Origin of the sequence: Streptomyces sp. NBC_00872, assembly GCF_045161915.1 — a bacterium.
In the GTDB taxonomy this organism is placed as follows: Bacteria; Actinomycetota; Actinomycetes; order Streptomycetales; family Streptomycetaceae; genus Streptomyces.
On sequence record NZ_CP108806.1, the window covers coordinates 8,365,542 to 8,387,840 of the forward strand.

A 22,299-nucleotide genomic window follows, 5' to 3' on the forward strand; every position below is an offset into this window, starting at 1 on the left:
CGCGCCTCTCGTGAGCCGACTCCGGCCTCCGAGTACCCCGTCCGCGCCGGATCAGCGCCTCAAGGCGTGCGCGGGCGTCCGTGCGGGAGACGCCGATACGCTCGGCCAGGATCCGGCCGGCTTCGGCCGCCGTGACGACGAATCGCCGAGAGGCTCCGAGTCCGTCCCTCCCCGGGGGCGCGCGCGGGGCCCCGACCGCCCCGGAAGGCCCGCTGATGACCACGACAAGCTTGCAGGCAGACCGACTCGACCGGGCCAGGGAGGCCGCGTCCGCCGCCGGGATCGACGCCCTGCTGGTGTCGCCCGGCGCCGATCTGCGCTATCTCACCGGCTATGACGCGCAGCCGCTGGAGCGGCTCACCTGTCTCGTCCTGCCCGTCGGGGGCGAGCCGTTCCTGGTCGTACCGGCCCTGGAGAAGCCCGCCGCCCAGGCGTCACCCGCCGGGCGCCTCGGGATCGAGATCACCGGCTGGAACGAGACCGACGATCCCTACGCCCTGATCGCCGCGCGGCTGCCGCGCGCCCTGACCCGGGTGGCCCTCGACAACCGGATGTGGACCGAGAAGTCACTGGCCTTCAGGGCCGCGCTGCCGGGGGCCGGACAGGTGCTCGCGGGTGATGTGCTGTACGCGCTGCGGGCCCGCAAGTCCCCGGCTGAGGCCGAGGCGCTGCGGCGCGCCGGGGCGGCGATCGACCGGGTGCACTCCCGGATGGGCGAGTGGCTGCGCCCCGGCCGTACCGAGCGTGAGGTGGGCCGCGACATCGCCGACGCGATCATCGCGGAAGGGCATGTCCGGGTGGACTTCGTGATCGTCGGCTCCGGACCGCACAGCGCCAGCCCGCACCACGAGCTGTCCGACCGGGTGATCGAGGCGGGCGACCCGGTGGTCGTCGACATCGGCGGTACCACCGAGGAGGGCTACTGCTCCGACTCCACCCGTGTCTACGCGCTGGGCGAGCCGCCCGAGGAGTTCCGCCGGGCGTACGAGGTGCTGCTGCGCGCCCAGCGCGCCCAGACCGACGCCGTACGGCCCGGCCTGCGCGCCCATGAACTGGACGCCATCGGCCGCGATCTGATCAGCGAGGCCGGGTACGGCGCGTACTTCATCCACCGGACCGGTCACGGCATCGGACTGGAGAGCCACGAGGAGCCCTACATCGTGGCCGGCAACCAGCTTCCGCTGGAGCCCGGGATGGCCTTCTCCATCGAGCCGGGCATCTATCTGCCCGACCGCTACGGGGCCAGGATCGAGGACATCGTCATCTGCACCGAGGACGGCGGCGAGCGGCTCAACCGGACCGGCCGTGAACTCGTCGTCCTCACCTGACTTCTCCGGCCGTCCCGGCTTCCCGGCCGTGGAACAGGCGGGTTGTACGCGGCGCCGCGCTGTGGTTACCTGACGTCATGACGCTTCGGCTCGTGACCCGCCGCCACGTGGACTACGGGCGTGTCACCAGCACGGGCTGTCACATCGCACACTGACGCCGTGCTCCGGGCGGCACAGCCGCCGTCCCACCGGCCGCTGTGTCCCCCGGACCCGCCGTTCCGCCACGGCACGCCCCGCACCGCCCCGCGTGTGTGCGCCCCCGTGCGCCGTCGCCGTACGTACCCTCCGTCCTGCGGGTCTTCTCGCGACGCCCTGCTCCCGTCGTTCCCACCCTCTTGTTCCTCATCCCTTTGCCGCACTCCCTCGCCCGATTCCGCCCGTTCGGCCCGCGCTCCGCCCGGCAGTCCAGCCGTACCGCACCAGGGAGAACCATGAGCCAGCCCGCCCAGCCCAGCCAGCCCATCGATTCCGTCACCGCGGGGCACACCCCCGAAGACGTCTCCGACGGCCCCGACACGTCCGCCTGGTCCTTCGAGACCAAGCAGGTGCACGCGGGCGCCGCGCCCGATCCCACCACCGGCGCGCGGGTGGTGCCGGTCTACCAGACCACCTCGTTCGTCTTCCGCGACACCCAGCACGCGGCGGACCTCTTCTCGCTCGCCGAGCCGGGCAATATCTACACCCGGATCCACAACCCCACCCAGGACGCGTTCGAACAGCGGATCGCCGCGCTCGAAGGCGGTGTCGCCGCGGTGGCGCTGGCGTCGGGACAGGCGGCGGAGACACTGGCGATCCTCACGCTCGCCTCCGCCGGGGACCACATCGTCTCCAGCACCTCGCTCTACGGCGGGACGTACAACCTCTTCCGCCACACGCTGCCGAAGTTCGGCATCGAGGTGAGCTTCGTCGACGACCCGGACGATCTCGACGCGTGGCGGGAGGCGATCCGGCCGAACACCAAGGCGCTGTTCGCCGAGACACTGGGCAATCCGCGCGGCAATGTCCTGGACGTCGAGGGCGTCGCCGGGGTCGGGCACCGCGAGGGAGTCCCGCTGATCGTCGACAACACCGTGCCGACCCCCTATCTGCTGCGGCCCGTCGAGCACGGCGCGGACATCGTCGTGCACTCGGCGACGAAGTTCATCGGCGGGCACGGCACCACCATCGCCGGTGTGGTGGTGGACGGCGGCACCTTCGACTTCGGCGCGCACGCCGAGCGTTTCCCCGACTTCAACGAGCCCGACCCGAGCTACCACGGACTGCGCTACTGGCCGGCCCTGGGCCCGAGCGCGTTCGCGGTCAAGCTGCGGGTGCAGCTCCTGCGGGACATCGGGCCCGCCCTGTCGCCGCTGTCGGCGTTCCTGCTCCTCCAGGGAGTGGAGACGCTGTCGCTGCGCATCGAGCGGCATTCGGCCAACGCCCAGGCGCTGGCCGAGTGGCTGGAGCAGCGGGACGAGGTCGCCGCGGTGCACTATCCCGGACTGCCGTCCAACCGCTGGTACGAGGCCGCCCAGCGGTATCTTCCGCGTGGCGCGGGCGCGGTGCTGGCCTTCGAGCTGCGCGACGGTGTCGAGGCGGGCAAGCGCTTCGTCGACGCGGTCGAACTGTTCAGCCATCTCGCCAATATCGGTGATGTGCGCAGCCTCATCATCCACCCCGCCTCGACCACCCACAGCCAGCTCGACGCCGGACAGCTGGCCGCGACCGGCACCTCGCCCGGTCTGGTGCGGCTGTCGGTCGGCATCGAGAATCTCGCCGACCTCAAGGCCGACCTGGAGGCCGGCTTCCGCGCGGCGAAGGGCGCGTCCTGAACACCAGGACCGATACGGGTCCCCCGCCCCGGGGGCCGCTGCCCCCGGGTTCCGCCCCTCCTGGCCCCATTCCGCCGGGTGCCGTTCCTCCGGGTCCGGTCCCTCCGGGTTCCGTCCCCCTTCCGCCGGCCACCGGTGCCTGGCGGGAGGGGGACCCGCCGGGCCGCCGCGCGTGGTGGACCGGGGCGAAGCCACTCGTCCTGGAGTCGGGTGCCGAACTGCCGGGAGTCCGTATCGCCTACGAGACCTGGGGCGAGCTCGCCCCGGATGCCTCCAACGCGGTCCTGGTGCTGCACGCCCTGACGGGGGACAGCCATGCCGCGGGCCCGGCGGAGCCCGGACATCCCACGCCCGGCTGGTGGGACGCGCTGATCGGGCCGGGCCGGGCCCTGGACACCGACCGCTGGTTCGTCGTCGCGCCCAATGTGCTGGGCGGCTGCCAGGGCAGCACAGGGCCCTCCTCGGCCGGGCAGGACGGACGGCCCTGGGGCTCCGCCTTCCCCCGGCTGACCCAGCGTGACCAGGTGGCCGCCGAGACGGGCCTCGCCGACGAACTGGGCATCGGGCGCTGGGCGTTGGTGCTCGGCGGCTCGATGGGCGGTATGCGGGCCCTGGAGTGGGCCGTCTCCTTCCCCGAGCGCACCGGCGCGCTGATGCTGCTCGCCACGACGGCGAGTGCGAGCGCCGAGCAGATCGCCTGGGCGACCATCCAGGCACGCGCGATCCGGTCCGACCCGTTCTGGCGCGGCGGCGACTACCACGACGCGGGACCGGGGCATGGTCCGCACAACGGGCTGGGGCTGGCCCGCCGGCTCGCCCATGTCACCTACCGCAGCGAACCCGAACTGCGTGTCCGGTTCGGACGTGCGCCACAGGGCGCGGAAGATCCCCGTCAGGGCGGCAGATACCAGGTGGAGTCCTATCTCGACCACCACGCCACCAAGCTCGTACGACGCTTCGACGCGGGCAGCTATGTCGTGCTCACCGAGGCGATGAACGGTCATGACGTGGGACGGGGGCGCGGCGGTACGGCCGCCGCGCTGCGCGGGATCACCGCGCCGACACTGGTGGCGGGCGTCGACTCGGACCGGCTCTACCCGCCGTCCCAGCAGGAGGAGCTGGCCGCGGGTATCCCGGGCGCGGACCGGTCGCGGGTGATCGAGTCGCCGTACGGGCACGACGGCTTCCTCATCGAGACGGACCAGGTCGGCGCGCTGGTACGGGAGTTGACCGGCGCGAGCGGACCCGGACCAAGGGTCTAGGACGGCGCGTGGACGCCCCCGCGGGTCGGTGGCGGGGGCGTCCCTCCGTCGTGGGATCAGGGCGGGATCAGCAGTACTGCGCCTGTTTGCCGATGGAGCGGTACATGCAGTCCGCGTTCTCCAGCAGCTGGAACACCGCGTCCCGGTTCCTGCTCGTCTCGCGGTCGATCACCTCGTCGGGCGGGTAGAAGCCGCCGCCCGAGTTCGACGACGGGTACATCTCGAAGGTGTACGAGAAGATCTTGTACGTACCCCACAGCCAGTCGTCGATCGAGCCGTCCGTGATGTAGAGATCACTGGCCTGCTCAGGGGTGTAGCCGTTGCTCGCGGCCATCTTCTGGCCGACGGTCGCGAAGGCGTTGCGGTCGTCCACCGTCATACCGGTCGTGGTGTCCGCGGTGGTGTAACCGAAGGGCCAGAGCACCAGTTCGCTGTAGGTGTGGAAGTCGATCCCGGCCTTGATCTGCTGCACGCCGCCGAGGACCCGGCCGCGTACGAAGTTCGCCACGACCCGCACCTCGGGCGCGGACTCACCGGCGCTGCCCCGGTAGGTGTCCGAGGACGGGCTGCCGGAGGAGCCGCCGCAGCAGCCCCACCGGTACGCCCAGTTGCGGTTGAGGTCCGTACCGATCGCGCTGGAGCCCGAGTTGGGCTGACGGTTCTTGCGCCAGCTCCGGTACGAGCCGGTCGCGACGTCGTACTCACCGCCGTCCGGGTTGACGTCCGGGATGATCCAGATCTCACGGCTGTTGACGAGATTGGTGACCCGTGAGTCCGTCCCGTAGTCGGAGGTCAGCTCCTTGAGCAGATACAGCGCCATCTCCACGGTGAGGTGCTCACGCGCGTGCTGATGGTGGGTGAAGAGGACCTCGGGCTCGTTCTCGTCGGTGGCGACATTGTCGCTGATCTTGAGGGCGACGATGTTCCGGCCCTGGTACGAGGTACCGATCACCCGCTGGCTCACCAGGCCGGGGTACGCCGCGACGACACCGCTGATCTCGCTCGTCATCTCCGCGTAGTTGTGATAGCGGGAGTCGGCGGTGGGGAAGTCGAACGGCTCGACGACACCGTTGAGGGTGCGGTCGGGGACGGCGCCCAGCAGTGTGGGCTCATAGCCGAGCGCGCGGAGCTTCTTCGCCTGCGCCGGGTCGGCGGAGACGACCACGGTCTCGCTGTCCGACTCGTCGATCGTCACACCGGTCCTGGCGAGCGCGGTACGGGTCGCGGAGGTGGCGTGCATATGGATCTCGTACTGCCGGATGTCCTCGTCGGCCGCCGTGGCCCTGGCGGCGGCGGACGGAGGAGCCGAATCGGCGTTGGTGGCCGTGGCGGTCACGCCGAGGGCGAGGGTCAGCAGGGCGGCCAGGGTCGCTGTCCGTCTGCGGCCGGTGCCGCCGCTCGCGCGTGTTCGGAGCCGCATGAAGTCTCCCGGGTGTGGAGGTGTGGGGGGTACTGCTGCGACGCGCCCTGTGCGGGATGGGTGAAGTCGGGCCGTCCGGGGTCATCCTGAGGGCATGACATGAGCCGGTCAAGAGTGCCGAATCGGCGTACCGTACGGGCCCGCTCGCGGCGGCTCCCGCCACCCGGTGAGCGGTACGGGGGCGGGAGCGCGTCGCGGCCGGACGTCCGGCTCCGGAGGTTCCGGGACCGGGACCGGAGCGGGGTTGGAGGTGGACGTGGGGGTGGACGTGGGGTCGCGGCCGGGGTCAGAAGTCGAAGACCGCGCCGCTTCCGCTGTCCTTGGCGCACAGGTTGCCGAAGGTGTGCAGATACGAGAAGCGCTTGCCCTCCCAGACACCCTCGGCCGTCACGGTCACCGGATTCCACTCCTTGCTGCACACGGCGCGTGAGCCCCGGGTCGTGATGGTGTCCAACTGGGCTCGGGCGGCGCGCAGTTCCGCACAGGCACCGGTCGCGTCCGGATGGGTGCCCGATGCCGTGGGCGCGCAGTTCAGGGTCACGGCGCGCAGCACCGTACCGGTCGTGGTGTTGTCTCCCGCCGTGATGCCGAGCACCAGGGCGGACGGGGCGTACAGACCCTCCGCGCCGGTCTGTGCCGCGCTCGCCGCGCCGGTGCCGGGCAGGGTGGTGAACGCCAGTGCGGTGGCCGTGAGCGCCAGACCTCTTGCGATGGACCGCATGCAAACACTCCTTGGGTCGAGGGGATCGGTAAAACGCAGGCAGTCTTGCCCGCCCGGACCCGGAATGCGCGGCGCCACCACCAAATCTCGTCGCTCCGAGTGACGGCGCCACCGCGGGTCGACGTCACCCGATCGGCTTCGACCTCTGGGGGAAGTGGCTCTGGGACTCGACCGAAAAAAGCCGCGTCCCGCATTTGATCAAGTAATACGAAGGCCGATGAACTATTTGAGCCATCGATTGTAAGAACTGCTCATTGAGCCTCCTCGCAGCCCGCCGGCTCCGGCCGGCGGGCCGGTGGACCGGAGGATCAGACGTTGGGCACCTTCAGCCTGTCCCAGCTCGTTCTGCCGGGGATGCCGTCGGCGGCGCTGCCCGTGTAGCCGAGCTTGCGCTGCCAGGCGGTGTACGACGCGCGGTCCGCGTCCGACCACGCCGGTCCTGGCCCGACCTCGTACCGTCCGCACCCCTCCGCCACCAGCCGCTTGCCCATCGCCGTGATGATCGCGCTGCGCCGGCCGGCCGCAAAGAAGGCGGCCCCGGGGAACGGTTCGTATGCCGCCGGGGGCTTCGGCGCCGGGGGCTTGGGGGGAGTGGTGGGGGCGGCGGCGAGCCGGTCCTTGATCCGCTCGCGCATCGATTCCATGGTGAAGCCGCGCGGATCCACCTTCCCCGGCTGCCACTCCTTGTGTCCTATCACCGAGCGGTGACTCCAGCCGTGCGCACGGCATATCGCCGCCGCGGCCTTCTCGACCGCCTCCAGCTGGACGGCCGGCCATGGGTCCTTGCCGTCGCCCAGATTGACGCACTCGAAGCCGTAGAAGTACCGGTTGCCGTCGGTGTTGGCCTCGTTGTCGGCGGGCAGCGCCGATTCGGCGATCACGGCGCGCAGGACCTCGTCATCGCCGAGCCCCGCGTGGTTGGCCCGTCCGTTGCCGACGAGATGGACCGAGCCGTCCTTGGCGATGACCCCGTGGCACAGCGGGCCCGGCAGGGTCGAGTGGCCGTTGTAACACAGCTCGACGGAGCTCGCCGTGCCCGAGGTGACGGTGTGATGGATCATCACTCCGTGCAGCGGCCCCCACGGACCCTTGTGATTGCGGTTGTGCGTACGCCAGCTCCGGTGCTCGACGACTTCCAGTCCTTCGTCGCGGAGGGCCTTGAGGAGTTTCGCGGCGGTCAGAGGCGTTGCCATGGTGGTGCTCCTTCCCAGGTGCGATGCGCCGATTCTGCCGCTCCCGGCGCGTCCCGCCACACCGCCCACGCCGACGGCCGCCCACGCCGAGGGCCTTCCCCGTCGTCACCGGACGAGGAAGGTGACCGCCGTACAGGTGCCGCTCGCCGCTCCCACGGCCAGAACGGCCGCCGCCACACAGCGTGTTCTGAGCCGGCGGTAGCGCCCCGCGTACTCGTCACGCAGTTCGGCGGCACGCTCCGAGACATGGACGAGTGTCGCCCTGGAAAGTGCCAGCCGGTCCGCGGCATAGGCCCGTTCCACGTCCTCGCGCTGGGCCGTCGTCAGCCAGGGCAACCGCTCGCAGAAGCGCGAAGCCCGGGTACGGGCGTCCCCGACCTCGGCGCTCCACAGGAGATAGCCCTCGAGCCGGACAAGACCAAGGGCGCTCTCCTGGTCGGGCTCCACGTATTCCTCCTCGCTCCGATACGGCTTCCTGCCCGCGTGCCTGTACGGCTTCCTGCTCGCGTGCCTGTACGGCTTCGCGCGCGCCGTCCTGACGGGTACGAGCGCCGGCCCCGGACCGGCGGGACTTCCCGCCCGTGGCCGGCGCTTGTTCCTACTTCTGGTTGTCCCCGGGTGCCACGGTCGTGGAGTCGCCGTGCCGGTTCATGGCCTCGTCGAGTGTCCGGATGGCCGGGTAGTGCAGATCGAACGCCGGGGATTCCGAGCGGATCTTCGGCAGGGTGAGGAAGTTGTGCCGCGGCGGCGGGCAGGAAGTCGCCCATTCGAGTGAACGCCCATAGCCCCACGGGTCGTCCTCCTCGACCTTCTTGCCGTACTTGGCGGTCTTCCAGACGTTGTAGAAGAACGGCAGCATCGACAGACCGAGGACGAACGAGGCGATGGAGGAGACGGTGTTGAGCATGGTGAATCCGTCGGAGGCGAGATAGTCCGCGTACCGGCGCGGCATTCCCTCGGCGCCCAGCCAGTGCTGGACGAGGAAGGTGCCGTGGAATCCGACGAAGAGCGTCCAGAAGGTGATCTTCCCGAGCCGCTCGTCGAGCATCTTGCCGGTGAACTTCGGCCACCAGAAGTGGAATCCGGCGAACATCGCGAACACCACGGTGCCGAAGACGACGTAGTGGAAGTGCGCGACCACGAAGTACGAGTCGGAGACATGGAAGTCCAGCGGCGGCGAGGCCAGCAGGACACCGGTGAGCCCGCCGAAGAGGAAGGTGACCAGGAAGCCGATCGACCAGAGCATGGGTGTCTCGAAGGAGAGCGAGCCGTGCCACATGGTGCCGATCCAGTTGAAGAACTTCACCCCGGTCGGTACCGCGATCAGGAAGGACATGAAGGAGAAGAACGGCAGCAGCACACCGCCGGTCACGAACATGTGGTGCGCCCACACCGTGATGGACAGACCCGCGATCGAGATGGTCGCCCCCACCAGCCCGATATAGCCGAAGACCGGTTTACGGCTGAAGACGGGGATGGTCTCCGTCACGATGCCGAAGAACGGCAGGGCGATGATGTACACCTCCGGATGGCCGAAGAACCAGAAGAGGTGCTGCCAGAGCAGGGCACCGCCGTTGGCCGCGTCGAAGACGTGCGCGCCGAACTTACGGTCCGCCTCCAGGGCGAGCAGCGCGGCGGCCAGCACGGGGAAGGCGAACAGCACCAGCAGGGCGGTCAGCAGCACGTTCCAGGTGAAGATCGGCATCCGGAACATCGTCATACCGGGGGCACGCATACAGACGATCGTGGTGATGAAGTTGACCGAGCCGAGGATCGTGCCGAAACCGGAGAAGGCCAGACCCATGATCCACAGATCACCGCCGACACCGGGCGAGTGGACCCCGTCGGTGAGGGGGGAATAGGCGAACCAGCCGAAGTCGGCGGCGCCGTTGGGGGTGAGGAAGCCCGCGACCACCATGAGCGAGCCGAACAGATAGAGCCAGTACGCGAGGATGTTCAGCCGGGGGAAGGCGACATCGGGCGCGCCGATCTGGAGCGGCATGATCCAGTTGGTGAACCCCGCGAACAGCGGTGTCGCGAACATCAGCAGCATGATCGTGCCGTGCACCGTGAACGCCTGGTTGAACTGCTCGTGCGAGATGATCTGGATGCCGGGACGGGCCAGCTCGGCGCGCATGAAGAGCGCCAGCACGCCGCCCATGATGAAGAACCCGAACGACGTGACCAGATAGAGCGTGCCGATCGTCTTATGATCTGTGGTGGTCAGCCATCCGACGATGACAGTGCCCGGATGCTTGCGCCGTACCGGCACCTCGTTCTCATAGGCGTCCTCGGCCTCGGCCGACTCTTCCGTGCCTGTCGTCGTCACTGCAACGTTCCTCCGGTCAACGCCTGGGGTGGGGACTCGGCAAGCAGCATGGCGTCGCTTTCACCGGCGCGGCGCGACCACTTCCTTCCCGGCGCGTCGTGCGGACCGCCGAAGAGCCTGTCGCGGGCGCGTAACTCCCGGGCCACGGCGGCGAACCCGGTCATCGGTCCCGGTGCCTCTTCCGTCAGCCGTCGCGACATGACTTTCACCCGATAGGGCGGACGGCGTATGCCGGTGCCACCGTGTGCGCCTCGGCGCCCATGTCCGATCCCGGCGTCGACCCACTGTCACCGTGACGTCACTCTGAGTGTGTATCTCCTCGTTGTCTTGGGGTGTTCGGCCTCGCGTATGCCCCGCTGGGTGGCGGCGACGACGGGTGCGAACAGGCTTGCGTTTAACAAAAACCGACAAAGCGCGCAGAATGGACTGGGCGCGACTCGGTGTCGCGCATCGCGGTCTGACTTGCGGCGAACGAAGGAGGCGAGTCGTATGGCCGACGTCTCACATGCGAGGGGGGACCTTGCCGGTCATCCCGATGTCCCCGAGATGCAGGAGCGTTACGCGCGCATGCTCGGTGGACGCGATGTGGCACTCGTGGACGGACCGGTGTTTCTCGTCGGTCTGTACTGCGCGCTGTCACCGTGGATCCTGCACTTCTCGAACACTCAGCGATCGCTGACGGTCCACAACCTGATCATCGGCATCGCGATCGTCGTGCTGGCGCTCGGCTTCACCAGGGCGCCGGCCAGGATGTACGGGCTGAGCTGGGCCATGTGCCTCCTGGGAGTGTGGCTGATCGTGTCTCCGTGGGTGGTGGGAAGCGGCCCCGACAAGGGCATCATCTGGAGCAATGTCGTCATCGGCGCTCTCACCTTCCTGCTCGGTCTGCTGTGCGCGGCCGCGGCGATGAAGAGTGGCAAGCGCCGGTTCGGCAGCACGGAGGAGAACCGGCTCGGGCCCACGCAGGAAGGGCGGCTCGGGTCTACGCAGGAGGGTCGATACGGGTCTACGCAGGAAGGCCGATTCGGACCCCCACAAGCGAAATGAGGTGACCGACAGGCGAACCTCCCTCTACGATCGGCGGCATGCGCGGCTCCGGGGGACTGCTGAACGTCGTTGACGTGGAAGCCACTTGCTGGGACGGGACGCCTCCGGTCGGCGCGGTCAGCGAGATCATCGAGATCGGACTGACCGTCGTCGACCTCGACGCGGGGGAGCGGATCGAGCGGCACCGTGTGCTCGTACGGCCCGTGCGGTCCAAGGTCAGTGACTTCTGTACCGAGCTGACCGGCCTGACCCAGGCCGAAGTGGACACAGGCCTCGGCTTCGCCGAGGCCTGTCGTCTGCTCGCGGTGGAGCACTCGGCCGGGCTGCGCCCCTGGGCGAGCTGGGGCGACTACGACCGGCGCCAGTTCGCCAGGCAGTGCCGGACCAGCAGTGCCACGTACCCCTTCGGGGAGCGGCACACCAACGCCAAACTCGTCTTCACCGCGGCACACGGACTGCGCACACGGCCGGGGATGGCCCAGGCGCTGCGCATCGCGGGACTTCCGCTGGAGGGCCGGCACCACCGTGGCGACGACGACGCGTGGAACATCGCCGCGCTGATCCTCACACTCGCACGCCGGGGCGAATGGCCCTGAGCGGGACGCTCTTCCCCGGACGGTGAGACGCGTGTCGGTCCAGGACGGGCGACACGCGTGTCGGTCGAAGGGCGGCTCTCCGGTGCCCGGGTACGCTGCACGCGCCGCCAACGCCCCCTCTCCGGGGGACACGCGAGGCGGGACAGCGCCACGCGCGTCAGCACCCGTACGGCTACGGCCACGCACATCCGGGAGACCCCCATGGAAACCGGCGAATCCGGCCCGTCGCGCCGTGCGTTACTGCGCACCGGGGCGTATCTCGGCGCCACGTCCCTCTCGGTCGCCACGGCCTCCGCCGTCGCACGGGCCGGTGAACGGCGTGGCACCGTCCGTCCCGTCCCGGACTGGATCCCGGCCAGCGCCTCCAACTACACCGTGTCCAGCCGCCCTTCGGCGTATCCGGTCGAGTTCGTCATCGTCCATGTGACACAGGTGTCGTTCCAGAACGCCAGGAAGATCTTCCAGAACCCGGCCAAGAAGGTCTCCGCGCACTACATGGTCGCCTCGGCGGACGGATACACCGCCCAGTTCGTGCGCGAGAAGGACATCGCCTGGCACGCGGGCAACTGGGACTACAACACCCGCAGTGTCGGAATCGAGCACGAGGGCTGGGTGGACCGGCCCAAGTACTTCACCGACGCGCTCTACGAGTCGTCCGCGGCGCTGACCGCCGCTGTCTGCGACCGGTACGGCCTGCCGAAGGACCGGGACCATGTCATCGCGCACAGCGAGGTCCCGGGTGCCACGCACACCGACCCCGGGCGGTACTGGAACTGGGACCGCTACATGGAACTGGTCAACCGCTGATCCGCGGTGGCGCGGCCGGAATATCGCCTCGGCCGCGCCACCGCGCGCTCGGTGCTCTGCTGAGCGGTCGCCGTGAGCCGCTACTCCCACTCCACCGTCAGCGTCGCGTCGGCCCCCGACCTCAGGAAGACGTACGCCGTCGACGCCGGCGCGTTGAGCAGACGCAGCCGTGCCTGGGTGACGCCCGTACGGTTCACCGCGGTGAAGTCGCCGGACGCCTTGGTGCCCGAGGAGAAGGCGCCGAACTCCGCCGCCGCACTCACCGAGGCGGCCGCGGCCCAGTCGTCCGTGCCCGTCGTGCAGGACGCGCCGAAGCAGCCGGTCCTGATGTCCAGCACCAGCCGGTTGCCCGACGCCCACGGGTCACCGGCGCCGCTGGCGCGCGCCACGGTCACATACGCCCGCTTCACCGTCGCCCCGTCCGGCAGGGACGAGGTGTCGAACGAGAAGAGGGCGCGGTTGTGCAGCGCGTCCGTACCCCGTCCGACCGCCACACCGAGGCTGCCTTCGAGTGTGCCGACGGAGGGACCCCCGCCGGTCGCCGACGCCTTCACATAGCCGTCGTCCGCGCCCAGGCTCGGGAACACCGCGGTACGCGGCGGCTCTTCCTCCCCGGGATCTCCCGGATCGCCGGGATCCCCCGGCTCCTCGGGCGTTCCGCCGCCGCCCAGACCCCAGAACTGCCCGATGCGGTACGAGGCGCAGAGGTTGACGTCGAGGATGTACGCGCCCGCGGTGCCGCACTGCTCCGCCCCCGTGCCCGGGTCGACCGGCTGGCCGTGCCCCATGCCGGTGAGCGAGTACGTCTCCACCACCGCCCGTCCCGCGCCGTCGCGGTACACCGCGTGCGGATGGCCGGCCACGGTGTCGGTGGTGTCGGCCGTGGCGTCCGTGCCGTGGACGGCGGTCCACTGCTCCACGGTCTCCCTCATATTGGCGGGGACGACCGTCGTGTCATTGGTGCCTTGCCAGACCGAGACCGAGGGCCTCCGCCCGGTGTAACCGGGGTACGCGCCACGGACCTTGTCCGCCCAGGCGGCCGGTGTCAGATTCGTTCCCGGGTTCATACAGGTGTAGGCGGCCAGCACACTGGTCGCGCAGGCGTAGGGCAGTCCCGCCACCGGCGCTCCCGCGCTGAAGACGTCGGGGTAGGCGGCGAGTACGACATTGGTCATCGCCGCCCCCGCGGAGAGCCCCGTCGCGTACACCCGTGCCGCGTCACTGCCCAGATCGGTCTTCATCCGGTCCGTCATCTGCTTGATCGACAGGGCCTCGCCCGCGCCCCGCCCGATGTCCCCGGATTCGAACCAGTTGAAGCAGGAGTTGAGATTGTTCCCGGACTGCTGCTGCGGCAGCAGAAGCGCGAAGCCCCACTGGTCGGCCCACTTGGTCCAGCCGGTCTCCGTGTCGTACGCGGCGGCCGACTGGGTGCAGCCGTGCATCGCCACGACAAGGGGGCGGCCCGCGGGCAGACCGTCCGGCACATAGCGGAACATCCGCAGATTTCCGGGGTTCGAACCGAAGCCGGTGACTTCGGTGAGTGACGCGGCCCGTGCGACGGGCACGAACCCGGGCCCGCCCACGCCGAGCAGGGTGACCAGCAGCGCGAGCAGCAGTCCGGTGGTGGAAAAGCGTCTCGTGCGAGTTGTGCGGGTTCGATGCATGGCGGCTCCTTCGAGGCGTCCCCCTCTGGTGAGTACGGAGAGTAGGGCCGCTCGCACACCGTGGAGCACGGGCCGGACCACCATCAATCCGCCGGAGCGGTGGGGCCCGGCCATATGGACGGCCGGGCCCTGTCCGGCCGATCTTCAGGGGCCCGTCCGCCGATGGATGGCGCTGCCACGCATGACGTCTCCCGCGAAGGGAATATCAGTGAGAAGGGCTAATGATCCCGATATATGAACAGTCGTAGAAATTGTCCGAAAGTTGAGATGCGGATGGACGACACGCGTGGCGCGGCCACCGGGGAGGCGCCGGCGGGGGCCGGCGGAGGGGTCAGATGGGCCACGGCGACCGTCGACGCGCGCGGTGTCGTCGTGCGCTGGAGCACGGCCGCCGAGCAGGTGCTCGGCTACGCGCCCGTCGAGATCGTGGGACACGCGGCCGAGGGACTGCTTTGGGGCACGCTGCCCGCCTCCGGGTGGCGGGCACTGGCCCGCCACGAGCCGTGGAGCGGCCGGATCGGCGTACGCCACCGGAACGGCGGCCCCATGGACATGGATCTGCTGGCCTGCCCTCTCGGTGACGGCGACGGGGCGGGCCAGTGGCTGCTCGCGTCGGCGGCGGAGCCCCGCTCCGCCCGTGACGCCGATCTCACGGAGCGGTCATTCACCCAGGCGGTGCTTCCGCTGGCGATCCATGACCTGGATCTCCGGCTGCTCCGCGCCAACCACGAGATGTGCCGGACAGTCGGCCTCACGGAGGAAGAGATGCGCGGACGACGGTCCGGATTCCTGACGGAGAACCGCAGCGACGCCGAGGTCGAGAGGCCCATGCGACGGGCACTGCGCACCGGCGAGGCCGAGACCGCGCTCACCTTCCGCCGGGCGGCGGGCGAGCACCATGAGCGCGCCTGGACCGTATCGCTCTCGCCGCTCGCCGACGAGGACGGACAGATCAGGGCCGTCGCCGTGGCGGGGCTCGAGATCAGTGAGGAGTACCGGGCCCGCGAGGGACTCGCTCTGCTCAACGAGGCGGGTCTGCGGATCGGGACCACCCTGGATGTGACCCGTACCGCCGAGGAACTCGCGAGCACGCCCCTGCCCCGGTTCGCCGACTTCATCAGCGTCGACCTGCTGGACTCCGTACTGCGCGGAGACGAGCCGACGCCCGATCCGCTCACCGGCGATGTACGGCTGCGCCGTGTCGCGCACCGGTCCGCTCACCGGCCCGGTGTCCCCGAGGCGGCCGTCGCCGTCGGCGACGTGGACAACTACCCCGAGTACTCGCCCCCCGCCCGCTGTCTGACCACCGGCCGGGCCGTCCTCACCGGGCCCTGGGACACCGAATACACCCGGTGGATGACGCGCGACCCGAAGCGCGCCGCCAACTGTCCGCGTTTCGGCGTCCAGTCGGTGATCGCGGCGCCCCTGGTGGCCCGGGGGAACATCCTGGGCGCGGCCCTGTTCTGCCGCAGCGTCAATCCGGAGGCCTTCACCGAGGAGGATCTGCTGCTCGCCGAGCAGCTCGCGGCCCGTGCCGCCGTCTGTATCGACAACGCGCGGCGGTACACACGCGAGCGCAGCACCGCCGTCACCCTGCAACGCAGTCTGCTGCCACGCGGACTGCCCAAGCAGTCGGCCGTGGAGGTCGCGACCCGCTACCGGCCCGCCGACTCCGAGTACGGCGTGGGCGGCGACTGGTTCGATGTCATTCCGCTCTCCGGCTCGCGGGTCGCCCTGGTGGTGGGCGATGTCGTCGGCCATGGCATCCACGCCTCCGCCACCATGGGCCGGCTGCGTACCGCCGTGCGCACGCTCGCGGACATGGACCTGCCGCCGGACGAACTGTTCACCCATCTCGACGATGTGGTCGTACGGCTCGCCTCGGAGAACACCGACACGACGGCTGACGACGCCTACGTCGGAGCGAGTTGTCTCTACGCCGTCTACGACCCCGTGTCCCGCCGCTGCTGCGCGGCCCGCGCCGGGCATCCGCCGCCCGTGCTGGCCAAGCCCGACGGCACCGTCGAGGTGGTCCGGCTGCCGGCCGGTCCTCCGCTGGGCCTGGGTGATCTGCCGTTCGAATCGGCGGAGTTCGATATCCCGGAGGGCAGTCTGCTCGCCCTCTACACCGACGGACTGATCCAGACCCGTGAACATGACGTCGGCTCCGGTATCGAGGTGCTCAGCGACATCCTGAGCACACCCGCCCCGTCGCTGGACTCCATCTGCGACTCCGTGCTGCGGTCCCTGTTCTCCACGCGTCCCGTCGACGATGTCGCCCTCCTCGTCGCACGCACCCACGCGCTCGACGACGGCCAGGTGGCCACCTGGGAGTTGCCGGCCGAGCCGTCGCTGGTCGCCGACGCCCGTGAACGGGTGACGGGCCAGCTCGTCTCCTGGGGTCTTGAGGAACTGACCTTCAGCACGGAGCTGGTGGTCAGCGAGCTCTTCACCAACGCGATCCTGCACGCGGGCGGCCCTGTCCGGCTACGGCTGATCCGCGATCGCACCCTGATCTGCGAGGTCTCCGACAGCAGCACCACCGCCCCGCACATGCGCCGGGCCCGGGTCTTCGACGAAGGCGGACGGGGACTGCTGCTGGTGGCCCAGCTCAGCAAGCGCTGGGGTACGCGCCAGATCCCCACCGGCAAGGCCATCTGGGCCGAACAGGCCCTCCCCGTCGCCTGATCCGTACGGTCCCCGGTCGTGTGGCGCGCTGCGCCATTCGGCCGATGCCGTCCGAGCGGCGCGTGTGTCGTGGCCGAAGGACGGGTTTTCCTCCCGGAAGGACGGGTTTTCATACATCGCGTACACCTCTGTCCGCGACCGAATCCGTCATTCCAAGGAGAACGCATGCGCCTGCGCACGCGCTGGGCACCGGCCGCCCTTCTGCTGCTCGTCCCTCTGCTCAGCGGTACCGACGCCATGGCCGGGCCCGGCGGGGACCATGTCCCGGTGGAACGTTCCGCCCGAGCGGTCCCGCACCAGTACATCGTCACACTGAAGCCCGCGCTCTCCCCGGCCGACGCGGTACGGCGGCTCGGGCTCGATCCTCTCTTCACCTACGAGACCACCCTGCGGGGATTCGCCGCCGTCCTCACCCCGTCCCAGCTCGGGGCGGTACGCGCGCTCCCCGGGGTCGCGGCGGTCGAGGAGAACGGCCGTGTCTCGGTCACTCCGCCCTTGACCGGAAGGCCGCCCGCGCGAACCAGGGGCGCCGTCGCGAGCTGGGGGCTCGACCGGATCGACCAGCGGAATCTGCCCCTGGACAACGACTTCACCGTGACCGGTACGGGCAGGGGCGTCACGGCGTACATCGTCGACACCGGTATCGAGACCGCGCACAGCGAGTTCGGCGGCCGTGCCGCCGTCGGCTTCGACACCGTTCCCGACCGGCGCCAGGGTCAGGACTGCCACGGCCACGGCACCCATGTGGCGGGCACCGCGGGCGGGGCGGTCCACGGCGTGGCCCGCGCGGTCTCCCTGGTCGCCGTCCGCGTACTCGACTGCCGGGGCAACGGCACCTGGGCCGGCATCCTCGCCGGATTCGACTGGATCGCCAAGAACGCCAAGGGGCCCGCCGTCCTCAACGCGTCCCTGGGCGGACCGTCGTCCAAGGCGGTCGACGACGCGGTCGACGCGATCGCGGCCCGGGGCGTCCTGCCCGTCGTCGCGGCGGGCAACGAGTCCGCGGACGCCTGCGCGGTCTCGCCGGCGGGCGCCGGGCAGGTGATCACCGTGGGCGCGACGGACAGACAGGACCGTGAGACCGAGTTCAGCAACTACGGTGAATGCGTGTCGACTTACGCTCCCGGCGCCGCCATCGTCTCCGCCGGACTCGGCGGGGGAGCCGTCGCACAGAGCGGTACCTCCATGGCGAGCCCGCATGTCGCCGGGGTCGCCGTGCTCTACAAGGAGAAGCACCCGGACGCGAGCCCGAGGGACATCGCGCGCTGGCTCGCCGGTCAGTCGAGCAAGAACGTGCTGACGCCCATCAGCAAGGGCTCACCCAACCGTCTGCTCCACACCGGCGGACTCTGACCGCCGGACTGCGGACTCCGGGCGCCGGACTGCGAGTGCCGGACTTCGGCCGCCGGACTTCGGGGAATCCAGCGGCACGGCGGGGGCGTCCGTCTCCTCTCCCGCGCGCCGCCGCCGGTCCCGCCCCGGACCGGCGGCGGCGTTTTCCATCAGCCACCCGCCCGGGGCCGGTCCGGGGCGCGGAGGCGTGGAGGGGCGGGTCGAGGGGCAGGGCTCTGTTCGTCGCCGTGCCGGGCTCCACGGGTTCGACTACGCAGGGCGCGGCCGTCGGCCCAGCCGTACGGTCGGCCGTCCTCACCCCGACGGCCCGTACGCGACACCGTAATGCGACGTATTACGCGCGTAGTTCGAAGGAGCCGTGTCATGACATCCGCCCTCCAGCCCTCCTCCGCCAAGCCGTTCGCCCCGGCCCCCGGGGAGGCGACGCTCGACCGTATCTCCGCCGTCCGTCTCTCGCTCGTACGACTGCCGCTGCACGCCCCGATCAGTGACGCCAAAGTGCTGACAGGGCGTCAGAAACCGCTCACCGAGATCGCGTTCCTCTTCGCGGAGATCACCACCGAAGGGGGCCACGAGGGCATCGGCTTCGGCTACTCCAAGCGGGCGGGCGGTCCGGGGCTGTACGCCCATGCCCGCGAGATAGCCCCCGAGCTGATCGGCGAGGATCCCAGCGACACCGGACGGCTCTGGCAGAAGCTGGTCTGGGCGGGCGCGTCGATGGGGCGCAGCGGGCTGACCACCCAGGCCATCGCCGCCTTCGACATCGCCCTGTGGGATCTGAAGGCCCGCCGGGCCGGGCTGCCCCTGGCCAAGCTGCTGGGCGCGCACCGTGACTCCGTCCGCTGCTACAACACCTCCGGCGGATTTCTCTCCATGCCCCTCGACCAGGTGCTGGAGAACGCCGGCCTCGCGCTGGCGCGGGGCATCGGCGGTATCAAGATCAAGGTGGGCCAGCCGGACGGCAGGTCGGATCTGCGGCGCGTCGAGGCCGTACGGGAACACCTCGGCGACGACGTCCCGTTGATGGTCGACGCGAACCAGCAGTGGGACCGCACCACCGCCGCCCGGATGGGCCGCGCCCTGGAGGGGTTCGGTCTCACCTGGATCGAGGAGCCGCTGGACGCCTACGACGCCGAGGGGCACGCGGCGCTGGCCGCGAGCCTGGACACCCCGGTGGCCACCGGCGAGATGCTCACCAGCGTCGCCGAGCACACCGGTCTGATCATGACCGGGGCCACCGATCTCATCCAGCCCGACGCGCCCCGGGTCGGCGGCATCACCCCCTTCCTCCAGATCATGGCCCTGGCCGACCACAAGAGCCTCGGTATGGCACCCCACTTCGCGATGGAGATCCATCTCCATCTCGCCGCCGCCTATCCCCGGGCCACCTGGGTCGAGCACTTCGAGTGGCTGGAGCCGCTGTTCAACGAGCGGCTCGAACTGCGCGGGGGCCGGATGACCGTGCCGAGCCGCCCGGGACTGGGTCTCTCGCTCAGCGATCAGGCCGCCGCCTGGACCTCGGAAGAGACAACTGTCGCTTCCTGAGGCGTGGTTGCCCGCCTTCGTCCTCGCATCCACAATGCGCATGACAAAACCGAAGGCACTTCGGTCACAGAGGGGACCCCCACATGAAGAAGCCTCTCCTCGGCGCGCTCCTCGCCGTCCTGCTCCTCGGAGCGGGTACGGCACCGGTCATGGCCGCGAGCCATGACACGGTGGCGCCGACGACGACTGCCACGACCGGCACGACGCCCCAAGCCCAGGTCAAGGCGGTCACTTACGCCGGTACGGTGGCGCTCAGCAACTGCTCGGGCTCCGTGGTCCGTACGCCGGGATCGCAGCCCAGTGATCCGGCCCTGGTCCTGTCCAACGGCCACTGTCTGGAAACCGGCTTCCTCGGCCCCGGCCAGGTCGTCGTCGACCGGGCCTCCACCCGTACCTTCACTCTGCTCAACTCCGCGGGCACCGGAGTCGCGACCCTGCGCGCCAGCAAGATCGCGTACGCGACGATGACCGACACCGATATCTCGCTGTACCAGCTCACCAGCACCTATGCCCAGATCCAGAGCTCGTACGGGATATCGGCGCTGGAGCTGAACACCGTACGTCCGGTCCAGGGCAGTGCGATCAAGGTGGTCTCCGGCTACTGGAAGCGCATCTACAGCTGCAATGTCGACGGCTTCGCCTATCAGCTGAAGGAGGCCGACTGGACCTGGAAGGACTCGGTCCGGTACACCTCCGCCTGCAACACCATCGGTGGCACCTCGGGCTCGCCCGTGATCGACGACACCACCGGCAAGGTCGTCGCCGTCAACAACACCGGCAACGAGTCCGGCGGCCGGTGCACGCTCAACAACCCGTGCGAGGTGGACCAGAACGGCACGGTGACGGTGCGTCAGGGAATCAACTACGCCCAGGAGACCTATGGCATCGTGCCCTGCGTCGGCACGGGCAGCAGGATCGATCTGAGCCGCGCGGGCTGCGCCCTGCCCAAGCCGTAAGGGCCGTCGCCGCGGCGGTCCAGTCCCTCAGGTTCCGAGGCCAGGAGCACAGTCGCGCCGCCGGTCGCCCGGCGGCGCGACTTTTTTCCTGCCCGCTCCCACCGGGGCCCTCGCCGGTGTCCATGTGCCGGGTCCCCATCCCGGACCACGCGATCGCGGCCGTGGCTGAGAGCGGTACCGGCCGGCCGAAGCGGGTCGCGTTGCCTCGTTCGGCCGACAGCGGTCGCTGGTGGTCACCGGTCGCGATGTCATGACAGGGCGACTCCCGCTCGGAGCGGATGTGCGGCGGGTGCGCGTTTCGGAGAGGCGCACCCGTGCGCCTCGGCCTCGGAAGATCGCGACACGGAGCGGCGCACCGCCGCAAGTGAGACAGATGGAGACAATATGATGCAAAAGCGACGGAACTGAACGGAGTCGGCGATGGCGCGTCCCTGGCTGAACGTGCTGGCGCAGGTGGTGCCCGTTCCGCTCGGGTTACTGCTCAGCGGTGCTCTGGTCTGGGGTGCCACCAACGCCGACTGGAGTGGGACCAGCAGCAACAGCGGCAACACATGGACCGCCGCCTCGGCGGGGCTGGGCAACGACAGCAGGAAGCCCATGTTCAGTATCGAGGACATGCGACCCGGCGACACGGGCTCCAACTGCGCCAGGATCAAGTCGAACGCCGAGTTCCCCACCGCGCTCAAGCTGTACAGCAACTCACCGAACTGGCCCAACGACTTCCAGTCGTTCGTCAACCTCAGAATCGAGATGGGCAGCGGCGGCACCTTCGGGAACTGCGACGGCTTCACCCCGCACAGGACCGCGTTCGACGGCACCCTGGACGAGTTCGTCAACCTGCACACCGACTTCCGCACCGGCGTGGGTCCCTGGACCCTGCCCGGCAAGCCGCCCAACTCGCGGAGCTTCCGCTTCGCGTGGAAGTTCAGCCCGAGCGCACCCAACGGCGCGCAGGGCGAGACCGTCAACGAAGTGACCTTCACCTGGGAAGCGCGGGAACGCGAGTGACTCTCCCGAGCGACCTGGCCGTCGGAGCGCTCCGCCACCCCGAGGCCAAGGGCGCCCCGCATCCGGTCCGCGTGGCCACCGCTGTCCTCTCACGTACCGTGGTCGGCTCGATGGTCGGGCTGCTGGTGTGGGCGCATCTGCCCGTGATGGCGCTCGGCTGGACAGCGGGCGTGGTGCAGTCCGGCTCCATGCGTCCCGCCCTGGTGCCGGGCGACGTCGTTCTCTACCAGCCGCCGGCGCGTGACCGCACCCCGGCGGTGGGCCGGATCGTGCTGGCCGAGGACCCCACCCGACCCGGTCGTCTGCTTACCCACCGGGTCCACCGGGTACTTCCCGGCAACGAACTGATCACCAAAGGTGACGCCAACTCCACACCGGACTCCACCCCGGTACGGCCCGCGGCACTCCGGGGTGTAGCGCGATTGCGCGTGCCCTGGATCGGGCTGCCGGTCCAGCTCTGGCGCGCCGGGCAGCCCGTGCCCGAGGCGATCATGCTGCTCGGACTCGCCGTTCTGCTCGCACTCGCCGCTCTGCCACTGCACAGCCGCGGCCCGCACAAGTAGCCGAGCCG

18 protein-coding genes and 1 pseudogene are annotated in these 22,299 nt (G+C 69.9%); 12 read left to right on the top strand and 7 right to left on the bottom strand.

Going from position 1 to position 22,299, the window contains the following annotated elements; genetic code table 11:
* The first annotated feature begins 215 nt into the window (after positions 1-215).
* From OG214_RS35630 to OG214_RS35640, 3 genes are all read left to right on the top strand, one after another.
* Positions 216-1,328, top strand: a complete 1,113-nt coding sequence (locus tag OG214_RS35630) for a M24 family metallopeptidase (RefSeq protein WP_405987101.1) — start codon at positions 216-218, stop codon at positions 1,326-1,328.
* A gap of 431 nt (positions 1,329-1,759) precedes the next feature.
* Positions 1,760-3,139 carry a bifunctional o-acetylhomoserine/o-acetylserine sulfhydrylase gene (locus OG214_RS35635; RefSeq protein WP_405987102.1) on the top strand — a complete coding sequence of 460 codons (1,380 nt, stop codon included), beginning with the start codon at positions 1,760-1,762 and terminating at the stop codon, positions 3,137-3,139.
* A 68-nt stretch (positions 3,140-3,207) separates the two neighbouring features.
* Positions 3,208-4,401, top strand: a complete 1,194-nt coding sequence (locus OG214_RS35640; protein ID WP_405987702.1) for a homoserine O-acetyltransferase — start codon at positions 3,208-3,210, stop codon at positions 4,399-4,401.
* Positions 4,402-4,468: 67 nt separating this feature from the next.
* Here OG214_RS35640 and OG214_RS35645 read toward each other — a convergent pair whose 3' ends face one another.
* The 6 genes from OG214_RS35645 to OG214_RS35670 form a co-directional block, all read right to left on the bottom strand.
* Positions 4,469-5,821 (bottom strand): M14 family metallopeptidase, encoded by a 1,353-nt coding sequence (locus OG214_RS35645; RefSeq protein ID WP_405987103.1) that lies wholly within the window; start codon positions 5,819-5,821, stop codon positions 4,469-4,471.
* Between the two features lie 286 nt (positions 5,822-6,107).
* The gene (locus OG214_RS35650; protein WP_363085787.1) at positions 6,108-6,542 is read right to left on the bottom strand and encodes an SSI family serine proteinase inhibitor; all 435 of its coding nucleotides are present in this window, start codon (positions 6,540-6,542) and stop codon (positions 6,108-6,110) included.
* 308 nt (positions 6,543-6,850) lie between these two features.
* Positions 6,851-7,735: a peptidoglycan-binding protein gene (locus tag OG214_RS35655; protein ID WP_363085789.1), complete on the bottom strand. Its 885-nt coding sequence runs from the start codon at positions 7,733-7,735 to the stop codon at positions 6,851-6,853.
* A gap of 105 nt (positions 7,736-7,840) precedes the next feature.
* Positions 7,841-8,182, bottom strand: coding sequence for a hypothetical protein (locus tag OG214_RS35660; protein ID WP_405987104.1), 342 nt, complete (start codon positions 8,180-8,182; stop codon positions 7,841-7,843).
* A 151-nt stretch (positions 8,183-8,333) separates the two neighbouring features.
* Positions 8,334-10,064 (bottom strand): cytochrome c oxidase subunit I, encoded by a 1,731-nt coding sequence (gene ctaD, locus OG214_RS35665; RefSeq protein WP_382860814.1) that lies wholly within the window; start codon positions 10,062-10,064, stop codon positions 8,334-8,336.
* The gene (locus OG214_RS35670; RefSeq protein ID WP_405987105.1) at positions 10,061-10,264 is read right to left on the bottom strand and encodes a hypothetical protein; all 204 of its coding nucleotides are present in this window, start codon (positions 10,262-10,264) and stop codon (positions 10,061-10,063) included. Before OG214_RS35670 ends, ctaD begins: the two co-directional genes overlap by 4 nt.
* A 289-nt stretch (positions 10,265-10,553) precedes the next feature.
* Here OG214_RS35670 and OG214_RS35675 point away from each other — a divergent pair.
* The 3 genes and pseudogenes from OG214_RS35675 to OG214_RS35685 all read left to right on the top strand — a co-directional run.
* Positions 10,554-10,991: pseudogene (locus OG214_RS35675) on the top strand (SPW repeat protein); the annotation flags it as partial.
* A 158-nt stretch (positions 10,992-11,149) separates the two neighbouring features.
* On the top strand, positions 11,150-11,707 hold the full coding sequence (locus tag OG214_RS35680) for a 3'-5' exonuclease (protein ID WP_363084654.1): 558 nt from the start codon (positions 11,150-11,152) through the stop codon (positions 11,705-11,707).
* 201 nt (positions 11,708-11,908) lie between these two features.
* Positions 11,909-12,514: an N-acetylmuramoyl-L-alanine amidase gene (locus tag OG214_RS35685; protein ID WP_383030946.1), complete on the top strand. Its 606-nt coding sequence runs from the start codon at positions 11,909-11,911 to the stop codon at positions 12,512-12,514.
* A gap of 80 nt (positions 12,515-12,594) precedes the next feature.
* Here OG214_RS35685 and OG214_RS35690 read toward each other — a convergent pair whose 3' ends face one another.
* Positions 12,595-14,178 carry an alpha/beta hydrolase family esterase gene (locus tag OG214_RS35690; protein WP_405987106.1) on the bottom strand — a complete coding sequence of 528 codons (1,584 nt, stop codon included), beginning with the start codon at positions 14,176-14,178 and terminating at the stop codon, positions 12,595-12,597.
* Between the two features lie 273 nt (positions 14,179-14,451).
* On the opposite strand from OG214_RS35690, the gene OG214_RS35695 reads away from it, so the two are divergent.
* The 6 genes from OG214_RS35695 (at position 14,452) to OG214_RS35720 (ending at position 22,291) form a co-directional block, all read left to right on the top strand.
* The gene (locus OG214_RS35695; RefSeq protein ID WP_405987107.1) at positions 14,452-16,866 is read left to right on the top strand and encodes a SpoIIE family protein phosphatase; all 2,415 of its coding nucleotides are present in this window, start codon (positions 14,452-14,454) and stop codon (positions 16,864-16,866) included.
* 165 nt (positions 16,867-17,031) lie between these two features.
* Complete coding sequence (locus OG214_RS35700) at positions 17,032-18,219, top strand: S8 family peptidase (protein WP_405987108.1); 1,188 nt, start codon at positions 17,032-17,034, stop codon at positions 18,217-18,219.
* A gap of 363 nt (positions 18,220-18,582) precedes the next feature.
* Positions 18,583-19,764 (top strand): L-talarate/galactarate dehydratase, encoded by a 1,182-nt coding sequence (locus OG214_RS35705; RefSeq protein WP_383030934.1) that lies wholly within the window; start codon positions 18,583-18,585, stop codon positions 19,762-19,764.
* A gap of 83 nt (positions 19,765-19,847) precedes the next feature.
* Positions 19,848-20,720, top strand: coding sequence for a serine protease (locus OG214_RS35710; protein ID WP_363086250.1), 873 nt, complete (start codon positions 19,848-19,850; stop codon positions 20,718-20,720).
* Between the two features lie 420 nt (positions 20,721-21,140).
* The gene (locus tag OG214_RS35715) at positions 21,141-21,728 is read left to right on the top strand and encodes a hypothetical protein (RefSeq protein ID WP_363085800.1); all 588 of its coding nucleotides are present in this window, start codon (positions 21,141-21,143) and stop codon (positions 21,726-21,728) included.
* Positions 21,725-22,291: a signal peptidase I gene (locus OG214_RS35720; protein ID WP_405987109.1), complete on the top strand. Its 567-nt coding sequence runs from the start codon at positions 21,725-21,727 to the stop codon at positions 22,289-22,291. Before OG214_RS35715 ends, OG214_RS35720 begins: the two co-directional genes overlap by 4 nt.
* The last annotated feature ends 8 nt before the right edge of the window (positions 22,292-22,299 follow it).